The organism is Pseudomonas sp. FW306-02-D09B (assembly GCF_058782685.1).
The window spans coordinates 173,625-189,268 of record NZ_JBYSXY010000007.1 but is presented as its reverse complement, the minus strand read 5'-3'; the positions used below and the strand labels follow the sequence as shown (position 1 = coordinate 189,268).

13 protein-coding genes are annotated in these 15,644 nt (G+C 60.7%); 4 read left to right on the top strand and 9 right to left on the bottom strand.

Annotated elements, in window-relative coordinates; all coding sequences use genetic code 11:
* Positions 1 to 13: 13 nt before the first annotated feature.
* A complete protein-coding gene (locus AC3WK5_RS14495) occupies positions 14 to 574 on the bottom strand; it encodes a nitroreductase family protein (protein WP_103316131.1) in 561 nt (186 codons plus the stop codon).
* A gap of 106 nt (positions 575 to 680) precedes the next feature.
* Here AC3WK5_RS14495 and AC3WK5_RS14490 point away from each other — a divergent pair, with 106 nt between their 5' ends.
* The 3 genes from AC3WK5_RS14490 to AC3WK5_RS14480 are packed head-to-tail and all read left to right on the top strand — an operon-like array spanning position 681 to position 5,109.
* Positions 681 to 1,499, top strand: a complete 819-nt coding sequence (locus AC3WK5_RS14490; protein WP_103316130.1) for a polysaccharide deacetylase family protein — start codon at positions 681 to 683, stop codon at positions 1,497 to 1,499.
* Positions 1,496 to 2,770 (top strand): putative glycoside hydrolase, encoded by a 1,275-nt coding sequence (locus AC3WK5_RS14485; protein WP_103316129.1) that lies wholly within the window; start codon positions 1,496 to 1,498, stop codon positions 2,768 to 2,770. Before AC3WK5_RS14490 ends, AC3WK5_RS14485 begins: the two co-directional genes overlap by 4 nt.
* Positions 2,722 to 5,109: a serine hydrolase gene (locus tag AC3WK5_RS14480; protein ID WP_256585170.1), complete on the top strand. Its 2,388-nt coding sequence runs from the start codon at positions 2,722 to 2,724 to the stop codon at positions 5,107 to 5,109. The genes AC3WK5_RS14485 and AC3WK5_RS14480 overlap by 49 nt, the downstream gene beginning before the upstream one ends.
* Positions 5,110 to 5,133: 24 nt before the next feature.
* On the opposite strand, the gene AC3WK5_RS14475 is transcribed toward AC3WK5_RS14480, so the two are convergent.
* Together AC3WK5_RS14475 and groL are read right to left on the bottom strand one after the other, a co-directional pair.
* Entirely contained in the window at positions 5,134 to 6,024 is an 891-nt protein-coding gene (locus AC3WK5_RS14475) for a universal stress protein (RefSeq protein ID WP_054596500.1), read from the bottom strand.
* Between the two features lie 173 nt (positions 6,025 to 6,197).
* Positions 6,198 to 7,814: a chaperonin GroEL gene (groL, locus tag AC3WK5_RS14470; protein WP_103316128.1), complete on the bottom strand. Its 1,617-nt coding sequence runs from the start codon at positions 7,812 to 7,814 to the stop codon at positions 6,198 to 6,200.
* Positions 7,815 to 8,145: 331 nt separating this feature from the next.
* Between groL and AC3WK5_RS14465 the strand changes: the two genes are divergently transcribed.
* The gene (locus tag AC3WK5_RS14465; RefSeq protein WP_103316127.1) at positions 8,146 to 8,643 is read left to right on the top strand and encodes a BCAM0308 family protein; all 498 of its coding nucleotides are present in this window, start codon (positions 8,146 to 8,148) and stop codon (positions 8,641 to 8,643) included.
* Positions 8,644 to 8,781: 138 nt separating this feature from the next.
* On the opposite strand, the gene AC3WK5_RS14460 is transcribed toward AC3WK5_RS14465, so the two are convergent.
* From AC3WK5_RS14460 to AC3WK5_RS14435, 6 genes are all read right to left on the bottom strand, one after another.
* Complete coding sequence (locus AC3WK5_RS14460) at positions 8,782 to 10,158, bottom strand: MBL fold metallo-hydrolase RNA specificity domain-containing protein (protein ID WP_177474769.1); 1,377 nt, start codon at positions 10,156 to 10,158, stop codon at positions 8,782 to 8,784.
* 106 nt (positions 10,159 to 10,264) lie between these two features.
* Positions 10,265 to 11,407 carry an ABC transporter permease gene (locus tag AC3WK5_RS14455; protein ID WP_103316125.1) on the bottom strand — a complete coding sequence of 381 codons (1,143 nt, stop codon included), beginning with the start codon at positions 11,405 to 11,407 and terminating at the stop codon, positions 10,265 to 10,267.
* Entirely contained in the window at positions 11,404 to 12,897 is a 1,494-nt protein-coding gene (locus tag AC3WK5_RS14450; protein ID WP_103316124.1) for an efflux transporter outer membrane subunit, read from the bottom strand. The genes AC3WK5_RS14455 and AC3WK5_RS14450 overlap by 4 nt, the downstream gene beginning before the upstream one ends.
* Complete coding sequence (locus AC3WK5_RS14445) at positions 12,897 to 13,784, bottom strand: efflux RND transporter periplasmic adaptor subunit (RefSeq protein ID WP_103316123.1); 888 nt, start codon at positions 13,782 to 13,784, stop codon at positions 12,897 to 12,899. Before AC3WK5_RS14445 ends, AC3WK5_RS14450 begins: the two co-directional genes overlap by 1 nt.
* Positions 13,781 to 14,500, bottom strand: a complete 720-nt coding sequence (locus AC3WK5_RS14440; protein WP_103316122.1) for an ABC transporter ATP-binding protein — start codon at positions 14,498 to 14,500, stop codon at positions 13,781 to 13,783. Before AC3WK5_RS14440 ends, AC3WK5_RS14445 begins: the two co-directional genes overlap by 4 nt.
* A 75-nt stretch (positions 14,501 to 14,575) precedes the next feature.
* The gene (locus AC3WK5_RS14435; protein ID WP_103316121.1) at positions 14,576 to 15,487 is read right to left on the bottom strand and encodes a universal stress protein; all 912 of its coding nucleotides are present in this window, start codon (positions 15,485 to 15,487) and stop codon (positions 14,576 to 14,578) included.
* Between the last annotated feature and the right edge of the window lie 157 nt (positions 15,488 to 15,644).

Sequence of the window (15,644 nt, the reverse complement as noted above, 5' to 3'; positions counted from 1 at the left end):
GGCGGCCTCCTGCTCAGCCAATCCAGCGGATCTCGGGGTCCTTGTGCTGGACGGGCGCAGGCGCAGACTTCGGATGGCCAACGATGATGGGCGCCACGGGCCTCGATCCGGCAGGGAGACCCAATACATGCTTGCCCTCCGGCGTATTGAGAAAGCCCTGGGCAAAACCGATCCAGCAGGTGCCGAGTCCTTCAGCGTACGCGGCAAGCATCAGATTCTCGGCCGCCAGGGCGCAGTCTTCGACGATCCACGGACCGGGCGCGCTCCCCGAAATCAGGATGAGTACCGGCGCGTGATAAAAGATCTGGAAGCCTGGATCGTTGAGCATCGAATAAAAGTGCTCGGACTGGGTCCCTGCGGGCACTGTCGCGAGCAGGTAAGCCTTCGCTTCGCGCGAGACCCGGTCCAGCAGTTCCTGATCGCGGATCACCGTGAACGCCCACGGTTGTTGGTTGACTGCGCTGGGCGCCTGGACGGCGGTGTTGATCAAGCGACGAATGATGAGTTCATCAACCGCTTCTTTCGTGTATTCACGCGTCGAGCGACGGCCCGAGATTGCCTCGTTGATATTCATGGCGGCAGCCTCAAATATTGTCGTTTCATACAGTGGCCCGCCAACGAACATCTACTATTGATTTAGATCAAACCAAGGCAAAACCTGCCAAACGGGGGGAGCTTATATGAGCAGCGCGATCCGGCTTCTGGTGTGCGCTGTGCTGGTGTGCATCGGCGGGCTGGCCTGGGGCGCAGACGCTGCCGCGCCAAGTGCTGAGCCGCGCGTCACGATCCTCGTTTACCACCGTTTTTCGCAGACGCTGGACGACTCGATGACCGTGCGCATGAGCACCTTCGAAACCCAGTTACGCGTCCTGCACGAGCATGGCTACCACATCGTGCCGCTGCGTGAGGTGGTCAATTGGTTGCAGGACCCAAGTGCGACGCTACCGCAGAAGCCGGTGGCGATCACCGTCGACGACGGGCATCGCTCGGTATTCGAAAAACTGCTGCCCATCGTGCAGCGCGAGCGTTTTCCGGTCACGCTGTTCATCTATCCATCAGCGATCTCGAACGCCTCCTATGCAATGACCTGGGAACAATTGCGCAGCCTGAAACAGACCGGACTCTTTGACATCCAGGGGCATACGTACTGGCATCCCAATTTCAAGGTCGAGCGCAGACACCGCACACCGGCTGATTTCCAGCAATTCGTGCGCATGCAACTCGACAAATCCCGTCAACGCCTGGAGGCGCAAACCGGTACGCATATCGACATGCTCGCGTGGCCGTTCGGGATCTACGACGACGAGTTGATCGCACTCGCCGCCGACGACGGTTACGTCGTCGCCTTCACCCTGGACGCGCGCAAGGCGGACCGGCATGCGCGGCTGCTCGCGCTGCCGCGCTTTCTGATGACCGATGCCTACGGCGCCAGCGCATTCGCGCACCTGCTTGGCGAACCGAACACCCCGACGATGCCCGCAACGGAGAGCGCACGATGACCTTTATCAGCGCAGTGAGGCGCTATGCAATCGCGACGCTGCTCGTCGTCTTTACTACCCTGTTGAGCCAGCGAGGCGCCCTGGCCGTCACGGGTGTCGTGCTCGACTCAAGCACGCAGAATCCGCTCGCCGACGCGATCATCACGACTTCAGCGGGTGTGATGCGCACGGACGAACACGGGCAGTTCGAAATCGCTCAGGCAGTGGAGAACGTTGCGGCCCGCGCTCCGGGGTACCTGCGCACCGAGGCCAAGGTGTCCGGCGATACACCTGTGACGCTCGCGTTGACCCCGTTTCGCCCGAAAGCGCTGTATTTGTCGGTGTTCGGCGTGACCAACAAGACGTTGCGCAATAATGCCCTCAGCCTTGCCGAAAGCAGCGAGATCAATGCGTTGGTGATTGACGTCAAGGGCGACCGCGGCCTGACGCCGTATCGCAGCGCGGCGCGCGAGGCCATCGGCGCGGCTGCCCACGTGACGGTGCGCGCACCACAGGACCACGACTTTGCGGCGCTGCTGGCCCGGCTGCATGCACAACACCTGTATCTGATCGCGCGCATCGTGGTGTTCAAGGACGACCCGCTCGCCGCCGCACATCCGGAGTGGAGCGTGCACACCACCGAAGGCGAGCCGTGGCGCGATGGCGAGAACCTGCAATGGATGGATCCGTTTTCGCAGGATGTATGGCGGCACAATCTGGACGTCGCCGAGGAGGCGGCGCAGATGGGCTTCGACGAGGTCCAGTTCGACTATGTGCGCTTTCCCGACAAGAGCGGGCTGCACTTCGCCCTGTCCAATACCCGGCGCAACCGGACCGCGGCGATCGTCGGCTTCCTGCAGGCCGCACGCACACGGCTGGCGCCCTACAATGTATTCGTCTCTGCGGACATCTTCGGCTACGTCTGCTGGAATCTGGACGATACCGCGATCGGCCAGCAAATCGAATTGCTCGGCGAGCCGCTCGACTATATTTCACCGATGCTCTACCCGTCCGGTTTTACCTGGGGGCTGCCGGGCTTGACCAATCCGGTCAGCGATCCCGCTCAGATCGTCAGACGCTCCCTGGCGGAAGCAATCAAGCGCACCCATCTGCCGGGGGTGCGTTTTCGTCCGTGGCTGCAAGCCTTTCGCGACTATGCATTCGATCGTCGCCTGTTTGATGCGGCGGCGATCAGTGCCCAGGTCAACGCCGCCAATGCAGCCGGCACCGATGGATGGATGTTATGGAATCCACACAATCACTACAACGCCGCCGATATGCCGCACCCTTGATCGGTGCGCTGAAACGCTGGGCGATGCTGCTTGCAATAGCAGCGGTGCAGATCGCCGGTGCCGCCGATTTCGATGCGGCGGCGCGCCTGCAAGCCGCACAGATCGTCGAGGGGCAGATCAGCGCTGGACGCATTCCGGGGGCCGTCGTCCTGATCGGGGACGCCACGCACGTGTTCTATCGCCAGGCCTTTGGGCAACGCGCGACAACGCCCGACCCCGAACCGATGACGCTGAGCACCGAGTTCGATCTTGCGTCGCTGACCAAGGTCATCGCGACCACCACGGCGATCATGCAACTGGCCGAAACCGGCCGCATCGACCTGGACGCACGCGTTGCACAGTATTGGCCGGCCTTTGCGGCCTTCGGCAAAGACCCGGTGACCGTTCGTCATCTGCTTGCGCACACCTCCGGGCTGCTGCCAGACCTGCCTGTGCGGCCACTGCATCCGGACCGCGAAGGCGTATTGAGCGCGATTGCGGCGCAGCGTCTGCGGAGCGTGCCAGGTGAGCGCGTCATCTACAGTGACCTGAATTTCGTGGTGCTGGGCGAACTGGTCGAGCGCATCACCCACCGCACGCTCGACGCGTATTGCCAGGCCTACATCTTCGGCCCGCTCGGTATGCGCGACACGGTCTTTGTGCCCGACCCGGGGCGAGCCGCCCGCAGTGCGCCAACACTGGCGAACAAGACCGGTATCCGCCGCGGCCGCGTACACGATCCGACGGCTGAATGGATGGGCGGCGTCTCCGGCAACGCCGGGTTGTTTTCCACCGCGGATGACCTCGCCCGCTTCGCGCAGATGATGCTCAACCAAGGGCGCGCTGGCAGCGTGCAGATTCTGCGGCCAGCGAGCATTGCCGCGCTCACCAGTGCCGCCTCGCCGCTCGCGACTCCACCGTGGCGCGGACTCGGCTGGGACCTGGCCGCACCGTTCGCGTCGAACCACGACCGTCTGCCACCGATTGGCATGATCGGCCACACCGGATACACCGGCACCGGCCTGTGGATCGATCCGCTAACGCGCCAATTCATCGTTATCCTGACCAACCGCGTGTACCCGGACGACCGCGGTGACGCCCGCCCGCTGCGTGCGCAGTTGCTCGCGCTGCTGGCAAGCCGGGCTCCGGCTGCGAGCGTCGCGCAAATCGGCCAATGGCTGCCATCGACGTTACCGGCGCTGAGTGCCGCCGATCGCCTGCCGATCTCGACGGGCCCGGTGCAGACCGGCATCGACGTGCTCGAGGCGCAGCGGTTTGCGCCGCTCACCGGCAAGCGCGTGGGCTTGATCACCAATCGCAGCGGCTTCGACACCGAAGGCCGGCGCACCGTCGACGTACTCGCGCACGCGCCTGGCGTCAGGCTGGCAGCACTGTTCTCACCGGAGCATGGGCTGAATATCGATGTGGACGAGCGGGTCGGCGACACCCTCGACACCGCGACGGGCCTCACCGTACACAGTCTCTACGGCGCGGCGCGGCGCTTTCCGCCCGGTTCGCTGTCTGGACTGGATGCGCTGGTCTTTGACATTCAGGATGCCGGCGTGCGCTTCTTCACCTACGAGACGACGCTCGGCTATGCACTCGAGGCCGCGGCGGCGCAGCGCATTCCGCTGTTCGTGCTGGACCGGCCCGATCCGCTCGGGGCGCAGCGATTCGGCGGACCGGTGCTGGACAGCCGACAAGAATCGTTCACCGGCTATTTCCCGGCGCCGCTACAGCCGGGCATGACGGTCGGCGAACTGGCGAGTCTGTTCAACCGCAACAAGCACATTGGCGCAGATCTGCGCGTGGTGCCGATGCAGGGCTACCGGCGTGAGATGACCTTCGCCGACACCGGGCTCGGCTGGGTGCCGCTCTCGCCAAACCTGCGTACGTTGTCCCAGCTGGACCTCTACCCGGATGTCGGTTTGCTTGAGGGCGCGAGACTGAGCGTGGGACGCGGCACAGCGCATCCGTTCGAGTGGATCGGCGCGCCGTGGATCAACGCGACCCAGCTCGCCCATGCGCTGAATGCCCTCAATGTTGGCGCGCATTTCGAGCCGATCGACTTCGTGCCCACCGAATCGAACTGGCACGGTCAGCTCTGTCATGGCGTGAGCATCACTCCCAACCCGGTGCCTGAGCAACGTCCCGTCGCACACCTGGGATTGGCACTGCTTGCCACGCTGCATACGCTCTATCCCGGTGCGTTCGATATTGCGGCGACCCGCGGCTCAATCGGCTCGCAAATCGTCTGGCAAGCCATTCGCGACGGCATAGCGCCTGACGCCGCGCAAGCGCTCGATGCCGCAGCGCTTGAGCGCTTCGCACGACTGCGGCAGGAGAACTTGTTCTATTGATCTTGATACGACACGCCACAGCCCCTAGACCGCGAGAACGCTGCAAGGCACCTGATAGAGGATATGTTCGGTCGTACTGCCGAGAAGCTTGTCCAGCCCGTGGGATTGGACTCTGCCCATCACGATCACATCCACCTGTTGCTCGTCGGCAAACTCACTCAACGCCGAGACCGGGCTCCCCATGATGAAATGTCGACGGTCAGAGGGCACACCGAATCGACCGGCCAAGCGCAGGAATGACTTTTCCAGCTCTCTGCGCAGTTCCCGGGTAAGGTCCGCCAGGGTCAGCCCGCCGCCGCCCATATCGCCGAGATAGGCCGCCGAAATGTCACAGGCATACAGCAGATGCAATTCGGCATTGCACTGCAGCGCCAGGCTGTTGGCCTGCTGGATGATCCGGTCATTCAGTTCGCTGTTCGAAGACGCGGTATCCGACGAGTCAACCGCTGCCACCACCTTGCGCGGCAAGGCATGACCACTTGCGCCCACCAGATACATCGGTATCGGACAATGGCGCAGCAAGTGCCAGTCCAGAGGGGTGAAAAATGCGCGTTTGAGTGCTGGCTCATGCTGCACTTGCTTGATCAGCAGGTTGGGCTGCATTTCGCTGACGTGATCAAGGATCGCCTGCTGCATGTCGTCGGCCCATGCCACCTCGGTGGTCACCTCGATGCCCCTGCCGCGCATCTTTTCCGCCTGATCCTTGAGCCAATCGCTATGGTCCTGGAGGTAACTCTGCCGAGCCTTTTCCCGGACGCCTTCTTCAAGCAGTGACAGGATGTCCAGCGATGGTACTAACGCGGCAATATGCAGGCTCGCCCCGCTGGCCTTCGCCAGGGCAGCGGCGTGGTGTATCGCAGGGGAATGGCGCTGGGCCGGGTTGATGATCAGTAATAACCGTTGATACTGGCTCATGATCTGAACTCCAGACAGGTTGGACTTCGACGCCTGCCGCTGCCCCTCGCCGTTGGTCAGCCATTGCGTCCTCGCTGGATCGAATCACCAGCGTTGACTCAGCGTCCTCCCCACAAGCCTGCTTGATCTTGATTTATATCAAGTCACCGCGCACCGCCGTAGCGCGGTGCGGGTCATTCAGGAAACGGGGGCTGGACAGGTGCTTCCTTTTCCGGGATATCGGTCATGGTTGCCTCGGTCAGCAGCAGGATACTGGCGACTGAAACGGCATTTTCCAGCGCGATACGCACCACCTTGGTCGGATCGATGATGCCGGCTTCATACATGTCCACATAGACATTGGCTGACGCGTCGAAACCAATATTCCCCGGTTCCGCCAGCATACGGGCAACAACCACGCCGGCATCCACCGCCGAGTTTTCCGCGATCACCCGGGCCGGCGCTTCGAGCGCTCGGCGAAGTATCTGCAAACCGGTTTTGGCATCGCCTTCATAGCCGGCCTCCTCGGCCGCGATAATCGGTACAGCCTTGAGCAATGCCAGCCCGCCCCCCGGAACGATGCCCTCGGCAATCGCCGCCCGAGTCGCCGAAATGGCATCATCCAGCGCATCCTTGCGGGCCTTCATCTCGGCCTCCGACGGCGCCCCGACCCGGATCACCGCGACACCGCCAGACAACCTGGCCAGTCGTTCCTGGAGTTTTTCACGGTCGTAATCGCTGGTAGTCGCGTCCATTTGCACGCGGATCTGTTGCAGGCGCGCCTCAATTTCCTCGCGTTGACCGGCGCCGCCGATCAACGCCGTGCTGTCTTTTTGCACCACGACGCGATGCGCTCGTCCCAACTGGCTCAAGTCCACCTGTTCCAGACTGATGCCCAGCTCATTGGAGACCACCGTTGCGCCGGTCAGGACGGCAACGTCCTGGAGCATTTCCTTGCGTCGATCACCAAAGCCGGGGGCCTTGATCGCCACCGCGCGCAATACGCCACGAATCTGGTTGACGACCAGCGTGGTCAGCGCCTCGCCCTCTATGTCGTCAGCGATCAGCACCAGTGGCTGGCCACTTTTGGCGATCAACTCAAGCAATGGAATCAAGTCTTTGAGCACGCCGATCTTATGATCACAGAGCAGCAGGTAGGCATCATCGAGTTCGACCTGCATCTTCTCGGTATCGGTCACGAAATACGGTGAGACGTAACCACGGTCAAAACGCATTCCTTCCATCACCTCGACCACGGTCTCAGTGGTCTTGGACTCCTCGACACTGACCACGCCTTCAACGCCGACCTTTTCCAGAGCATCTGCAACCAGCTGGCCGATAACCGCATCGTTATGCGCCGAAAGCGTGGCCACCTGGGCCTTTTCCTTGGGGGTACTGACCGGGCGCGATTGGGCCGCCAGCGACTGCACGACCAGCAACAGCCCGCGATCCAGGCCGCGCTTCAAATCAATCGCGCTGGCACCGGCGACGACGTTGCGTATGCCATCAGCCAGGATGGCATGGGCCAGCACCGTTGCCGTGCTGGTCCCGTCCCCGACCGCATCGCCGGTACGTTCCGCCGCCTGACGCAGCATCTGGGCACCCAGCCCCTCCTCGGGGTCTTGCAGGTCGATTCGCTTGGCAATCGTCACGCCGTCGTTGCAAACCGTTGGGTTACCCCATTTGTTCTGGATCAACACCGATTTCGATTTTGGCCCAAGGGTCACACGGACAGCGTCCGCCAACTGTGTGGCACCGCAGAGGACTTTCTCGCGAGCGGCGGCACGAAACAGAATTTTACTGTGAGCCATCAGGTTGCTCTCCCAAGTAACTCTGCAACAGGCAGGTACTTGCAGCTTCCCTGAAATGGCTCACGCGACGTTGATTTTTATCAACAAAGCCACGACGTCGCGGGGCCTTCAGCGGCACTTGTATGCGCGTGTATTTCGCGCACCGACTCCAGATGATTGACCGTCAGCCAATGGCCCCCAGTTGATAAAAATCAACCTGTACAACAACCAGTCGCGGCCAAATGAACCCGTGAACTCCACGGTTCTGTCAGCGGGCACTATCGGTAAAAATCGATCTGAAAACAGGGCTGGGGGCGCAGTTTTTATCCTTCTCATTTGCGAGGAACAGGTCATGGACAAATATCAGCTCAGTCAAAAAAAACAACTGTTCAAGACACCTGCCCATGACCCCTATTTATTGCAGCGAGTCGCAGGCTCGGCCATCTGTTCGAAGTGCGATGCGATTTATCAGGCTGGTAACTGGACCTGGAAGCAGCCTGAAAACACGGTGATCGCTGATGCCGAAACGGTGACCTGCCCGGCCTGTCGGCGCATCGATGACAACAGGCCGGCGGGCACGCTAACGCTGTCCGGCAGCTTCTTGCTCAAGCATCGAAAAGAAATCGTCAATCTGATCGAAAACACCGAACGGCAGGAAAAAGCCGATCATGCCCTTGAGCGCCTCATCAAGCTGACCGACTCCGGGGGGGATCTGCTCGTGACCACCACCGGCATCCATCTCGCCAACCGCCTGGGTCATGCACTGACAGGCGCTTTCAAAGGCCACTCCGATTACCACTACAGTGATGATCAATACCAGTTGAGCGTCAGCTGGACACGTGACGAGTAAAGAGAAGCCGGCTGATGACGACAGTCAGCAAGCCAGGCAACGACGTTTGCGTACCCAGAACACCCGTCACCCAGCAAAAGCTGTTGGCCGAAGGCCCCTTGCCGCCACACCGGCAAGGGACTTTCGGTCGTCAGGATTTCAGGCCGGGACCGGAACCCCGGTCAGCTCAACGCAGTCACGGTATTCCGGCACCGAGACCGACCACCCCAGCTCCAGACTGATGCGCCGGCGCAGCACATCCGATGCATTGGGTTCTCCGTGCACGACGTATGTGTGTTTCGGTGGCCGCTTGAAGCCCCTTAGCCACTGCATGATTTCATCCCCGTCGGCATGCGCGGACAAGGTCCCCATGGGCACCACTTCGGCCCGAATCGGCACGTCCTTGCCATGAATCCGCACCGATGGGGCACCGGCGATGATCTGTGCACCGCGAGTTCCCCCCGCCTGGAAACCGGGAACCAGCAGCGTATTGAGCGGGTTGGGGGCCAGCGCCTTGAGGTGGTGAAGCACCCGCCCCCCGGTGGCCATGCCGCTGGCAGCGATGATCACCGCGGGGGTGCGCTGTTGGTCAAGGTCGATGGAGTCTCTGACCGAACGCACGAAATGTGCGGCATGGCACATGCCTTCGCATTCCTCCAGCGACAGCCGGTGCTCACTGCGAAAACGCTGGTACAAGCGAGTGACATCGGTGGCCATGGGGCTGTTGAGGTAGATCGGCAGGTCGGGGATCGCCTTCTTCTGTTTCAGCCGATAGAGGTGATACATCAGCAGTTGCGCACGCCCGACCGCAAACGAGGGCACCAGGGTAATGCCTTGGCGCAACGCCGTGCGATTGATAACGTCAGCCAGTTGCTCCTCCGGAGGCTCAGCGGGGTGCTGACGGTCGCCGTAGGTCGACTCCACCAACAGATAATCCGCCTGTTCGATGGTTTCCGGGGTGAACATCAACGGATCATTCGGCCGCCCCAAGTCCCCGGAAAACACCAGACTAATGCCGTCTGCACGCACTTCTACGGTGGCGGCTCCAAGGATGTGCCCGGCACAGCGCAACTGGATGCTGATCCCCGGAGCAATGTCGATCGGATGGTGCAACTCCACTGGCCGCAATAGCTTCAGGGCCCTCTCCGCGTCCTGTTCGGTGTACAGCGGCAGAGCCGGATCGTGTTTGGAGAAGCCATGGCGGTTGGCGTACTCAGCCTCCTCTTCCTGCAAGCGGCCACTGTCGAGCAGCAGTATCTTCACCAGTTCACAGGTCGCCGCCGTGGCATAGACCGGGCCGCGATAACCGTTGCGCACCAACACCGGCAGGTAGCCGCTGTGATCGATATGAGCATGGGTCAGAACGATGGCTTCCAGATCGCGGACCGGCAGATGGAAAGGGTCCCAGTTGTGCAGGCGCAGCTGTTTGTAGCCCTGGAACAGGCCGCAATCGATCAACACATGTTTGTCGTTATGTTCCAGCAGGTACTTGCTGCCCGTCACCGTGCCAGCCGCACCGAGAAATGTCATTCGCATGCCCGTCTCCTTGAACACTGATGGGTACGCTATTGATCCTCCCTTTACGTCTTCCGGCACTTGATATTTATCAACAGCAGCCGGGCTGACCCCGTCTTATCGAGGCTCAGCCCCTGAAAATGTCGAATGGCTCGATTTTCAGCACCTTGCGTATGCCCACGTAACTGGAAACCCCGGCAATCAACAGCACCAGGCCAAACGCCAGCCCCAGGTTCCAGAACGTAATCATCGCTGCGTAATTGGGCAGATAGGTGCGCACCGTGAAGATCATCAACGTGACCAGCCCAACCCCCAGTCCGTACCCCGTCAAACAGGTGAACATGGCCATGAAGAGGATCATGTAGATCAGCTCGCGGCCCTTGGCGCCAATAGCCTTGAGGGCTGCGAACTTGTCGAGGTTTTCCAGAATGAAGGTGTAGAACGTCTGACCGGAGATGGATAACCCGACCAGGAAACTGATTACCGTCATCGTCAGTATGTTGGTGCCGACCCCGGTCTGATAGATGTAGAAATCGGTAATCCGCTGGTTGAACTCTCCCCGGGTCAAGGCGACATAGCCCAACTGCGCAACCTGCTGCTTGATCCCGGCCTCTGCGGCCTTGTTCCTGGGTTCCAGCAGAATGTAAGACACCGTGAAGCGGGTGGTCGGGATGTATTCGATGGCTCGTCGGTAGGTGGTGTAGAGCGTCGGTATGCCGGTCAATCCACTGGTCAGTACCTTGGCGATGGCGACGATGGTGCCGCGGTGGTCATTGAGCTCGAAGGAGGTGCCAATCCGCGGATTCTCCAGTTTCGAAAACTCGGCATCGTGGACCATGATGAATGCGTTTTCCGCATAAATGTCCTCGATAGAGCCCTGTTCAAGCTCAGGACGACCGAACAGGCTGGTATCGTCGAGGCCTATCACGCTGACCGATTGATAGGTGCCACTGGCCAACCTGACCTGGGCGCCACCAATGAATACAGGCACTGCATAGTGCACCTGTTCCATGCTGCGTACGGCATCGAGCAAATAGTCGGGCAGAGGAATGACAATGGTCGGTGTGTTCACGGCCGGGTCCATGATCCACATCGCCGCGCCGATATTGGTCACCGTCGAGTGGGCACGGTTGAGAATCCCGGCAAACAGTGCAGTCACCTGCATCATCAGGAACACCGAGAACGTAATCCCTACCAGCAACGCCGAAAACTTGGCCTTGTCGTTGACCAGCAGCTTGAAGCCGATCCGCAGGATGCCCGAGTGTTTCATGGTGTCTGCCTGCTGCCCGCAGAGGGCGGAGTGTTCCACCAGCCGCCGCCCAGAGCGACGAACAGCCCGACGGTGTCCTGATGACGCTGGGCAAGTGCTTGCAGATAGGCGATGTTGACCTGATGCAACTGCACATCGGCCGACAGCAGATCCAGATAGGTCACCAGGCCTGATCGGTAGTTGGCTTGCAGCAAACGCAGCGCTTCTTCAGCGCTAGCCTGTGCCTCGGTCTGTTTTTGCAGCGCCTGTGCATCGAACTCCAGGGCCTTGAGGGCATCGGCCACTTGCGCGAAAGACTCGAGCACGGCTTGCCGATAATTCGCTGCCGCCTGCTGATAGGCATCGATTGCCGCTTGACGGCCAAACCACAGGCTACCGCCCTGAAACAGCGGGACATCGATGGAGGGGCCAACACTCCAGAACCGCCCGCCACTCGCAAATAATGACCCCAGGGTCGACCCGGCCGTACCGTAGGTCCCGGTCAGATTGAAACTGGGAAACATCGCCGCCGTGGCCACCCCGATGTTGGCACTGGCCCGGTGCAGCTGTGCCTCTGCGGACAAGATATCCGGCCGCTGCCGGACTAGCCTCGAGGGCAGGCTGACCGGCAAATCGGTGGGCAGCGAAAGACCTGTCAGCTCGATGTCAGGAAGGCTGACATCAGTGGGTGCGACGCCTTCGAGGGTGGCCAGCAAATGCTCGGCCTGGCTGATTTTCTGCTCCAGCGCCGGCAACAAGGCCTCATTGCTGGCAATCAGGCTGCGCAAACTGAGCACCGCCGAATAAGGCGCCGTACCGCTGCGCACCTGGACCTCGGTGGTCCGAAGCTGTTGTTTTTGCAGCGCAATCAACTGCTCTGTGGCGCGCCATTGCGCGATATAGCCGGCACGGGCGATGGCGGCATTCACGACATTGGCGGTCAGGGTGAGGTAAGCCGCATGGGTCAGCCAGGCTTGATAGTCGACCTCGGCTTGCAGGCCTTCCACCGTTCGACGCTGTCCGCCAAACACATCGAGGGTGTAACTGATCGTGCCACTCAGGGTCACGACGTTGAAGATCGTCCCTCCCGTCGTCAGCCCTTGCTGGAGCGGAGCATTGCGTTCGCGGGTCGCGCCGGCGTGAAGGTCCAGGTGCGGATAGAAAACCCCATGACCGGCCATGAGCGTGTCCTGGCTTTGCCGCAGGCTGGCCTCGGCGGCCTGCAAGGTCTGGTTGTTGGCCGTCGCCTGGCGAACCACTGCATCCAGAGAGTCGGACTTGAACAACCGCCACCAGTCAGGCACCACTTCAGCCCCCGGCAAAAAATGCTGCGCCTGACCCTGCGCCGCCACGGTCGCCGTCGCCGGATTGCGGGTATAACCGCTCTGCGACGGCGTTGGCGGACGCGAAAAGTCCGGGCCTACGGTGCAAGCGCTCATCGCCATCAGAATAATCGCGGCGAGCACCCGGGCATGCATTCGCAGGGGTCGATGGACGCGGGACTGGCACATCATTTATGTCCTATGAAGACATCCACCAACTGCCCCGGATACACCCTCGGGAGGTCTTTTTTCTCGAACCGGAAAACCACCGGCAACACCCTGAGGTCGACTTTCTCCTGACGCTGATTGGACAACTGGATTTTCGGCGACACGTACGGCTGCACGCGAACGAACTCCAGCGGCACCTTGATATCCGAGCCATGGATCAACATCTGCGCACGGATATGTTCGGGTGGCGGCAAGCGGGCAATCAGGATCTCGTCCACGTAGCAGCGTACCGCCAGATAAGTCTGCTCAGCGCTCATCACCGCCAACGGGCTGAATTGCTGGATATACGGGTCATAGGCGCCCTGCGGCGACACATAGCTGCCCACGGTGGTATTGATGGCCAGGACCACGCCATCCACCGGGGCCTTGATCGCATATTGCGCAAGCGTGGCATTCGCCGCCTTGAGCGCTGCCTGTGCCTGGGCCGCGGTATCTTTTGCGGTGTCCAGCGTGTCCTTGCTGATGGACTTGGGATCAATCCCGTAGGACGCCAGGCGCTTGGTGTATTGGTCCTGAGCGGTTTTCAGACTGGCTTGCGCCAATTCGAAATTTGCCCTGGACACAGCGTCATCGATGGTCACCAGGGGCGTACCGCGGGTGACTGCCTGCCCTTCTTGCACCAGCACTTGAGTGATCGGCCCGGAAACCTGCGGGTAAATCACGATGTTGGAACCGCCGGGCTGCTCGCTTTCGATAATCCCGTTCGCATAAATCGCGGTGTCATAAGTGCTGCTCGCCGGGGCGAAGGCCGGCGGCAATGGACGGGGCGTGCGTCCGAGGAGGTAGGCGGCGGTCACCCCGGCCACTACACCGATGACTGCCAGCACAAACAGCACCCGGTTCTTCATGACGAGGTCCGGTCGGGTTCGCTGATGCGGCCATCTTCCATGTGAATGATGCGGTCGGCGTACTCATTGATCCGCGCGTCGTGAGTGACGATCAGAATGCAACGCTGCTGGTTGAGAATATTCGACTTCACGAAGGCAATAATCATCTTCCCGGTGTCACCGTCGAGAGACGCGGTGGGTTCGTCGAGAATCAATAACTGCGGGCTGCCGATGATCGCCCGGGCAATCGCCACCCGCTGTTGTTCGCCGCCGGAGAGCTTGACCGGCAGAATGTCGCCGCGATCCTTGAGACCGACCACTTCCAGGCTCTGCTTCGCCTGCGTTATGGCCTTGTCCCAATCACAGTGCTTGAGGATCAAGGGAATCGCGACGTTCTCGGCAGCGGTCAACCGTGCAAAAAGGTGGTAGTCCTGAAACACGAAGCCGATGTTATTGAGGCGTAATTCCGCCAACTGATCGGTGCTCAGGCTCCAGATGTCATTGCCATTGATCTTCACCGTACCGGCATCCGGCCGCAGAATGCCGGAGATCATGCTCAGCAGGGTGGTCTTGCCGCTCCCTGACGGGCCGACGATGAACACCATTTCACCGAACTGTGCGACCAGTGAGACCTGATCGACAGCCTTCATTCGTACGTCCCCTTCCCCGAACCATTTGGTCAGGCCGCTCGAATCAATCGCCGGATGATCGGCAGAACCCGTTTGATCCGAACTCATGAGCGCTTCTGCTCCCGATCGGCCGATGCCCCAGGGGCACTGGCAGTTATCGAACACCGCCACCGCGATACGCCATCAATACGGCGGCTTGACGATCATCAGACTGCAGGGAGCCCGGTTCAGGGTGTTCTCGGCGGTACTGCCGAGAAATACGTTCACGCCCCGATAGTGCACGGTGCCCATCACAATCATGTCGAACTCATTACTCGCCGCGAAACGCTCGATCATCTTATGCGGAACACCGGTCAACAGATGCCGTTTCGCCTCTGGAATCTCATAGCGTTCGGCGAGCGTATCAAAGGCTTCAATCTGGGTATCGCTGACCGCGTCTCTCAAACTTTCCCGCATGGTCAGGTATTGCAGGTTCACGCCGGAGTCGCCGTTCACAATCCAGCCGCTGACATTGAGCAGGTGCAACTTCGCGCCACAGGACAAGGCCAGCTTCGAAGCAATATCGAGGATCTGGCCATTCAGCCCCTGCGTCAGCTCTTCAAGATGGGAAAGGTCGACAGCCGCCAGTATTTTCAAGGGCAACGGGTTTCTGGCATCGGTGACCAGATGCAAGGGCGCCGGGCAGTCGCGCAGTAACAGCCAGTCCAGAGGCTTGTAGAAAACCCGTTGAAATGCCGATACGTGCTGTACATCCTTGATCACGATGTCTGCCCCGAAGTCGTTCACGTACTCAAGCATCTCCTCGATACCCGGTTTGGCCCAGACCACTTCAGTGGTCACGTGCAGGCCTTTGCATTGCCCAAACCGGGCCTGCTGCTCAAGCCAGTGACGGTGCACCTGCAAATATCCCTCGCGCGCCTGCGCCATGGCCTGATGGTCAAACAGGCCAGCGACCGCCAGCGCTTCGACATAATCGAACGCCACGATATGCAGCAGCGCGCCTGTCGCCCTCGCCAGAGATTCCGCCCGGTCAAACGCGGGGGTACGGGACATTTCACTCGGAGCGATCAGCAGTAAACGGCGAATTTCGAACATCACACACCTCGTCGGCAGATGCTTGGTCAGTTGAACCTGATGAGCAGCACTCCTGTGCCGGCCTTCCATCAACAAACGAATCGACGAACGCCCTCACTGGTTAATGTCGATAGTGAGCGGGCAGGTGCTGGCCGGGGTTGATAAAAATCACAAAAAA